General features: G+C 58.1%; 10 protein-coding genes. 9 read left to right on the top strand and 1 reads right to left on the bottom strand.

The genetic code is table 11. The features are described 5' to 3' along the window. The first annotated feature begins 19 nt into the window (after nucleotides 1-19). Nucleotides 20-1,591 (top strand): ShlB/FhaC/HecB family hemolysin secretion/activation protein, encoded by a 1,572-nt coding sequence (locus tag ABEA58_RS08370; protein ID WP_345550559.1) that lies wholly within the window; start codon nucleotides 20-22, stop codon nucleotides 1,589-1,591. Between the two features lie 79 nt (nucleotides 1,592-1,670). Here ABEA58_RS08370 and ABEA58_RS08365 read toward each other — a convergent pair whose 3' ends face one another. Beyond that, on the bottom strand, nucleotides 1,671-2,147 hold the full coding sequence (locus ABEA58_RS08365; RefSeq protein WP_345550558.1) for an aminoacyl-tRNA deacylase: 477 nt from the start codon (nucleotides 2,145-2,147) through the stop codon (nucleotides 1,671-1,673). Between the two features lie 210 nt (nucleotides 2,148-2,357). Here ABEA58_RS08365 and rpsJ point away from each other — a divergent pair, with 210 nt between their 5' ends. The 8 genes from rpsJ to rpsC all read left to right on the top strand — a co-directional run bounded on the left by rpsJ (nucleotide 2,358) and on the right by rpsC (nucleotide 6,543). Then, entirely contained in the window at nucleotides 2,358-2,669 is a 312-nt protein-coding gene (rpsJ, locus tag ABEA58_RS08360; protein ID WP_067087062.1) for a 30S ribosomal protein S10, read from the top strand. A gap of 109 nt (nucleotides 2,670-2,778) precedes the next feature. Beyond that, on the top strand, nucleotides 2,779-3,414 hold the full coding sequence (gene rplC, locus ABEA58_RS08355; RefSeq protein WP_345550557.1) for a 50S ribosomal protein L3: 636 nt from the start codon (nucleotides 2,779-2,781) through the stop codon (nucleotides 3,412-3,414). A gap of 18 nt (nucleotides 3,415-3,432) precedes the next feature. Then, nucleotides 3,433-4,047 (top strand): 50S ribosomal protein L4, encoded by a 615-nt coding sequence (gene rplD, locus ABEA58_RS08350; RefSeq protein WP_345550555.1) that lies wholly within the window; start codon nucleotides 3,433-3,435, stop codon nucleotides 4,045-4,047. Next, nucleotides 4,044-4,340, top strand: coding sequence for a 50S ribosomal protein L23 (gene rplW, locus ABEA58_RS08345; protein WP_345550553.1), 297 nt, complete (start codon nucleotides 4,044-4,046; stop codon nucleotides 4,338-4,340). The genes rplD and rplW overlap by 4 nt, the downstream gene beginning before the upstream one ends. Nucleotides 4,341-4,354: 14 nt before the next feature. Then, nucleotides 4,355-5,179, top strand: a complete 825-nt coding sequence (gene rplB / locus ABEA58_RS08340; protein ID WP_345550551.1) for a 50S ribosomal protein L2 — start codon at nucleotides 4,355-4,357, stop codon at nucleotides 5,177-5,179. A 37-nt stretch (nucleotides 5,180-5,216) separates the two neighbouring features. Then, complete coding sequence (gene rpsS / locus ABEA58_RS08335) at nucleotides 5,217-5,495, top strand: 30S ribosomal protein S19 (RefSeq protein ID WP_069946924.1); 279 nt, start codon at nucleotides 5,217-5,219, stop codon at nucleotides 5,493-5,495. 15 nt (nucleotides 5,496-5,510) lie between these two features. Continuing rightward, nucleotides 5,511-5,843: a 50S ribosomal protein L22 gene (gene rplV / locus ABEA58_RS08330; protein WP_067087040.1), complete on the top strand. Its 333-nt coding sequence runs from the start codon at nucleotides 5,511-5,513 to the stop codon at nucleotides 5,841-5,843. A gap of 19 nt (nucleotides 5,844-5,862) precedes the next feature. Then, on the top strand, nucleotides 5,863-6,543 hold the full coding sequence (gene rpsC / locus ABEA58_RS08325; RefSeq protein ID WP_345550546.1) for a 30S ribosomal protein S3: 681 nt from the start codon (nucleotides 5,863-5,865) through the stop codon (nucleotides 6,541-6,543). Nucleotides 6,544-6,554 lie beyond the last annotated feature (11 nt).

Raw genomic sequence — 6,554 nt, 5'->3', positions numbered from 1 at the left:
CCCGTCACTGCCATCGGGGGTGGACATCATTCCCGGCGCCGATGCCGGGGCCCAGGCTGCGGAGGCCCTGCGTCGGGAGGAGCGCCTGAGAGCGCGGGCTTCGCAGGAGCTGGAGGCCTCGACGGGCGAGGTGGAGGCGGTTGAGGTTGAGGAGACTAAGCCTGGCCCCGCGTTCCTGTTGCGCAGCGTTCGCTTCAGTAAATCGGAGCTGCTTTCCGAGCAGCAGCTCAGGAATATTGTGACTCCCTACCTGGGGCGCGAAGTGGCGCATGCGCAACTGATGGAAATCGTGGAGAAAGTGAACCGCACTTATCGCCAAGAAGGTGTGTATACCGCAGTGGCGGTACTGCCGCAGCAGGAGATTCGCGATGGTGTGGTCATCATCCGCCTGATTGAGGGCAGGCTGGGGAAAATTCGTTTTGAGGGCAATCAATACACTTCGGATGCCTTCTTTGAAAGCTGGCTCAGCGGCCACGAAGGGCGGGAAACCGTCGATATGCCGCTGCTGCAAGCGGATATCCTCGCTTTCAACCGGGTCCACGACGCGCGTGTGCAGGCGGAGCTTCGCCGCGGCGAGTCATTTGGTCTTACAGATATTGTCATCAAGATACAGGAGCCCGAGCGGGGTTACTTTCAGGGTTTTACGGACAACTATGGCTATGAAAGCTCCGGCCGCGAGGAGCTGGGCTTTATGTACCGGCATCAGCATTTGCTCGACGACGGCGACCGCGCTATCGCCTACCTGTCCGCCAGCGAGGGCGCCCAGTCACTGAGTCTCGGTTACAACCGCCCTCTGGGCCAATCCCGCTGGCGCGCAGGGGTGAGCGGCTCTCTAACTCGCACCGATCTCAAGGAAGGGGATTTCGCCACCTCGGATGTTAATGGTGATTCCTATCGCATCGGCATGGAATCGTCCTGGCTGGCCTGGTCCGGTGAGCGAATGTGGCTGGATATGGTCGGTGCGCTGGGCTACACGCGCTCCACCACCGAAATTGCCGGCGTGGTCTTCAGTGACGACGCCATTGTCCGCGCAGAGCTGGGGGCCTCGTTTACATGGATTGGCAGCCGCTGGCAGGTCAGTGGCCGCCAGACCGCCGCGTTTTCGGACCTCGATGACAAATCCGATGTGGGCAGTGCGCAGCAGGCATCCAGCGAGGTGCTGTTTAATGGCGGATTGAGCGGCTACTACCGTTTCGGAGCCAGTGGCTTTTACAGTCTCGCCGCGGCAGAGTGGCAATACAGTGATGCAGAAGCGCTGCCGGGGTCACTCTCCTTTACCCTCGGCGGGCCAGCCAGTGTGCGCGCCTACCTGCCCAGCGCTGTCAGCGGCGATAGTGGCTGGTATGGCCAGGTCGAAGCCCATTACGATGCCTGGCAGCTGTTGGGGGTGGCGGTAGATGCCTTCGCGTTTTATGACTACGGCGAGGCTGAATCACTGAACCCGTCGCAAACCCTGGCGGCAGCCGGGCTGGGGCTCTCCTTAACTGAGCGGGTCTGGTCGCTGGAGCTGACCGTTGCCGCCGCCATGCGAGACGTGCTGCCGACCCAGGATGATGAGGTTCTGTTTGCGCGTTTTAGTTATCGCTACTGAAAACCATAATCTGGTCGGCAGGTGATTGGATCTGACAATCTCTGGCATGCGGCTGATAGAGCCGTTCGTTGGTGGTGTGTTATGGCCAGTCCTTACTGAGATCGGCGTGATGGCAGCTGGAGAGTAGGGCGTCAAAATCCCGCCCATCCATAGCCACCAGGCCCTCGTGGTCTCCCGATTCGAAATACACCGTGTCACAGCGTCCGAGGCTGCTGTCGACGAGGGTGGTGATGCCGTAGGCAGGCCCGATGGGGGGTAGGGCACCCAGTTCACAGTCGGAAAACGGCTTGGCAAGCTCACTCTCCGCGACCATCTCAAGCTGGTTGCGCCCGGTTTCATCGTGCACAGCCCTCAGGTCGAGGCTGCTGCTGGCGGGGATGACCGCCATCACCAGCCCTTGCGCGTCCCGCAGCAGGATGGCTTTGGCCACCTGGTCCTCGCGGATGCCCGCTGCATGGGCGCTCTCCCGGCTGGTTGCGCTGTGGGCATGAGGTATCACCCGGTAGGATGCCGAGTGTTCTTCGAGAAATTGACTGACTGAGGCGGCGATGGTCACGGGGTAGCCCTCCCTTGTCGTGCTGTTGCGATTGGCAATGTAGAAAGTGATTCGGCTAGTGTAGTTTCGTCCGCGCCAGATACCCTCTTATTGAGTCCGCTACCGGCTTGACAGTCCGCGCCTCCGCCCGTAGAATTCGCGCTCCTTTTCGCCCGCCCTCGGGGCTGCGGAGAAGGACGTTCTTTGGTTATTAAGTTGGAGTTTGATTCCATGCAGGGTCAACGAATCCGAATTCGCCTGAAGGCGTTCGATCACAAGCTGATCGACACGTCCACCCAGGAGATCGTAGAGACGGCCAAGCGCACTGGTGCGCAGGTTCGCGGTCCCATCCCGCTGCCGACTCGCAAAGAGAAGTACACAGTGCTGGTTTCCCCGCACGTCAACAAGGACGCGCGCGATCAGTACGAGATCCGTACTCACAAGCGTTTGCTGGACATCGTTGAGCCCACCGAGAAAACCGTCGACGCGCTGATGAAGCTCGATCTGGCGGCCGGTGTTGAGGTTCAGATCAGTCTCGGCTAACACTTTAATTAACTACCGAATCCCGGGCGAAAAAGGTCTGGGTAGTGTAACGCTCTGAAACTGGGCGGCCGCAGTGGGTTAAAGCCCCGTGCACTGAGAGGTTAATGCAATGACTATAGGTATTGTCGGCCGCAAGAGCGGCATGACTCGCGTTTTCACTGAGGATGGCGCATCCATTCCGGTTACCGTTATTGAGGTAGCTCCGAATCGCGTTACTCAGGTGAAAACCGTGGAAACTGACGGGTATGCAGCGGTTCAGGTAGCTGTTGGCAACCGTAAGGCTTCCCGTGTCTCCAAGCCCCAAGCGGGCCACTTCGCCAAGGCCAACACAGAGGCCGGCACTCGTCTCTTTGAGCTTCGCGCTGAAGGTTCTGACGAAGCTTTCGAAATCGGTTCTGAAATCACTGTCTCTGGCTTTGAAGCCGGTCAGAAGATCGACGTAACCGGCACTTCCAAGGGTAAAGGTTTTCAGGGCGGCATTAAGCGCTGGAACTTCAGCATGCAAGATGCCACCCACGGTAACTCCCTGTCTCACCGCGCCCCCGGTTCTATCGGTCAGTGCCAGACTCCTGGCCGCGTGTGGAAAGGCAAGAAAATGGCTGGGCACATGGGTGCTGAGCGTGTAACCGTGCAGAACCTGGAAGTGGTTCGTGTGGATGCCGAGCGCAACCTGCTGCTGGTTAAAGGTGCCGTACCCGGCGCGCCCGGTGGCGATGTGATCGTCCGTCCGGCAGTTAAAGCCTAAGTCTGAGGGGAAATAGATATGGAACTGAATATCGCTACTCCCGAAGGCGCTAAAGGCACTGTAGCTGTCTCTGAAGTGACTTTCGGACGTGAGTTTAATCAGGATCTGGTACACCAGGCGGTGGTGGCCTACATGGCCGGCTCCCGTCAGGGCACCAAGGCCCAGAAAAACCGTTCTGACGTTTCCGGTGGCGGCAAGAAGCCCTGGCGCCAGAAGGGCACGGGTCGTGCTCGTGCCGGTACTATCCGCAGCCCGCTGTGGCGTTCTGGTGGCGTAACCTTCGCTGCTCAGCCGCGTGATCACAGTGTCAAGCTGAACAAGAAAATGTACCGCGCTGCACTGCGCTGCATTCTGTCAGAGCTGGCCCGCCAGGAGCGCCTGGTTGTGGTTGAGTCTTTTGAGGTGGAAGCGCCCAAGACCAAGCAGCTGGTTAGCAAGCTGGCGCAGTTTGATCTGGCCGATGCGCTGATCATTACTGAAGAAGTGAGTGAGAACCTCTACCTGGCCTCGCGCAACCTGCACAAGATCGATGTACGCGATGTGCAGGGCATCGACCCGGTGAGCCTGATTCGTTTCGACAAGGTCGTGGTTACCGTGTCTGCGCTCAAGAAAATTGAGGAGGTGCTGGGATGAACCAAGAGCGACTCTACAAAGTACTGCTGGGCCCGGTAATTTCCGAAAAAGCTGCTGTGTTGGCGGATAGCGCCAATCAGGTGGTTTTCAAGGTTACCACCGATGCCACCAAAGCTGAGATCAAGGCTGCGGTAGAAAAGCTGTTCAACGTTTCCGTTGAGCAGGTTCGCACCGTAAACGTAAAAGGCAAAACCAAGCGCACCCGCTACGGCATGGGTCAGCGCAACGACTGGAAAAAAGCCTACGTGAGCCTGGCCGAAGGCAGCGACATCAATTTTGAAGCTGCTGAGTAAAGGGGAAAGTTGCAATGCCGATTGTAAAGAGTAAACCGACCTCTGCCGGCCGTCGCCACCTGGTCAAGGTTGTTAACCCCGACCTGCACAAGGGTGCGCCTTACGCGCCTCTGGTAGAGAGCAAGAGCAAATCCGGTGGCCGTAACAACGCGGGCCGCATCACTACCCGTCACGTGGGTGGTGGTCACAAGCAGCACTACCGCATTGTTGATTTCAAGCGCAACAAAGATGGCATCCCTGCCAAAGTTGAGCGTCTTGAATACGACCCCAACCGCAGCGCGCATATCGCCCTGGTCTGCTATGCAGATGGCGAGCGTCGCTACATCATTGCACCGAAAGGCCTGAAGGCCGGTGCAACCGTACAGTCTGGTGATGCTGCACCGATCAGCGTGGGTAACACCCTGCCGCTGCGCAACATTCCGGTTGGTGCCGTGATTCACGGTATTGAGCTGAAGCCGGGCAAAGGCGCCCAGCTGGCTCGTTCTGCCGGTGCCTCTGTACAGCTGGTAGCGCGCGAAGGTCAGTATGCGACCATTCGTCTGCGCTCTGGTGAAATGCGCAAGGTTTTGTCTGAGTGCCGCGCCACCCTGGGTGAAGTGAGCAACTCCGAGCACAGCCTGCGTAAGCTGGGTAAAGCTGGTGCCAAACGCTGGCGCGGTGTTCGTCCTACCGTTCGCGGTGTGGCGATGAACCCGGTAGATCACCCGCATGGTGGTGGTGAAGGCCGTACCTCTGGTGGTCGTCACCCGGTTACTCCGTGGGGCGTGCCTACCAAGGGTAAGAAGACGCGCAAGAACAAGCGCACCGATAAAATGATTGTACGTCGTCGCGGCAAATAAGCCGCGCTTCGTCTGAGCAGCTAGAGAGGAATCGACAGTGCCACGCTCATTAAAGAAAGGTCCCTTTATTGATCTGCATCTGATCAAGAAGGTGGAGGCGGCGATCGCAGCCAATGATCGTCGACCGATTAAAACCTGGTCCCGCCGTTCCATGATTATGCCGGAAATGGTTGGACTCACGATTGCCGTGCACAACGGTCGTCAACACGTGCCCGTCCTGGTCAACGAAGAAATGGTTGGTCACAAGCTGGGCGAGTTCGCCGCTACCCGCACTTACCGCGGCCACGCTGCGGACAAGAAAGCGAAGAAGCGCTAAGCCGAGGTTAAAACGATGGAAGTAGCAGCAAAATTACGCGGCGCTCGTCTGTCGGCGCAAAAGGCGCGACTGGTAGCTGATCAGATTCGCGGCAAAGGTGTCGAGGAAGCCCTGGACATCCTGGCGTTCAGTCAGAAAAAGGGCGCGGCGATCGTCAAGAAGGTTCTGGAGTCGGCCATTGCCAACGCCGAGCACAACGACGGTGCCGACGTTGACGAGCTGAAGGTGTCCACCATTTTTGTGGATGAAGGTATGACCATGAAGCGCATTAAGCCGCGTGCCAAGGGTCGTGCTGATCGTATTCTTAAGCGTACTTGTCACATCACTGTGAAAGTGGCCGAGAAATAAGAGAGCAGGCGAGAAAACCATGGGACAAAAAGTACATCCTACCGGCATTCGTCTGGGTATCGTTAAAAAGCATACCTCTGTTTGGTATGCCGGCAGCGACGAGTACGCAGACAAGCTGTACACGGATCTGAAAGTTCGCGAATACATTCGCAAGAAGCTGGCCCACGCATCCGTGAGCCGTATCGAAATCGAGCGTCCGGCCAACACTGCACGTGTGACCATTCACACTGCGCGTCCGGGCATCGTGATCGGTAAAAAAGGCGAAGACGTTGAGCGTCTGCGCAACGAGGTAAGCGCTCAGATGGGTGTGCCTGTGCACATCGACATCGAGGAAGTGCGCAAGCCCGATCTGGACGCTGCGCTGGTTGGCCAGAACGTAGCACAGCAGCTGGAGCGTCGTGTGATGTTCCGTCGCGCTATGAAGCGTGCGGTTCAGAACGCCATGCGCCAGGGTGCCGAAGGTATCAAGATTCAGGTCAGTGGCCGTCTCGGCGGTGCGGAAATCGCACGTACCGAGTGGTATCGCGAAGGCCGTGTGCCCCTGCACACCCTGCGTGCCAACATCGACTACGCCACTGTTGAAGCGATGACCACTTACGGCATCATCGGTATCAAAGTTTGGATTTTCAAAGGCGAAGTTATCGGTGACGAAATTCCCGATGAGAAGCCGGCGAAGACCCGCAAGAAAGCTGCTAAGTAAGGGGTGCGCAG

This window comes from Microbulbifer aestuariivivens, from assembly GCF_039545115.1.
In the GTDB taxonomy this organism is placed as follows: Bacteria; Pseudomonadota; Gammaproteobacteria; order Pseudomonadales; family Cellvibrionaceae; genus Microbulbifer; species Microbulbifer aestuariivivens.
The sequence above is the reverse complement of the archived record's forward strand: the minus strand, read 5'-3'. Positions and strand labels throughout refer to the sequence as shown.

Coding starts and splice junctions, on each gene's coding strand:
- rpsJ (WP_067087062.1), top strand. CDS start 2,358: ATGCAGGGTCAACGAATCCGAATTCGCCTGAAGGCGTTCGATCACAAG.
- rplC (WP_345550557.1), top strand. CDS start 2,779: ATGACTATAGGTATTGTCGGCCGCAAGAGCGGCATGACTCGCGTTTTC.
- rplD (WP_345550555.1), top strand. CDS start 3,433: ATGGAACTGAATATCGCTACTCCCGAAGGCGCTAAAGGCACTGTAGCT.
- rplW (WP_345550553.1), top strand. CDS start 4,044: ATGAACCAAGAGCGACTCTACAAAGTACTGCTGGGCCCGGTAATTTCC.
- rplB (WP_345550551.1), top strand. CDS start 4,355: ATGCCGATTGTAAAGAGTAAACCGACCTCTGCCGGCCGTCGCCACCTG.
- rplV (WP_067087040.1), top strand. CDS start 5,511: ATGGAAGTAGCAGCAAAATTACGCGGCGCTCGTCTGTCGGCGCAAAAG.
- rpsC (WP_345550546.1), top strand. CDS start 5,863: ATGGGACAAAAAGTACATCCTACCGGCATTCGTCTGGGTATCGTTAAA.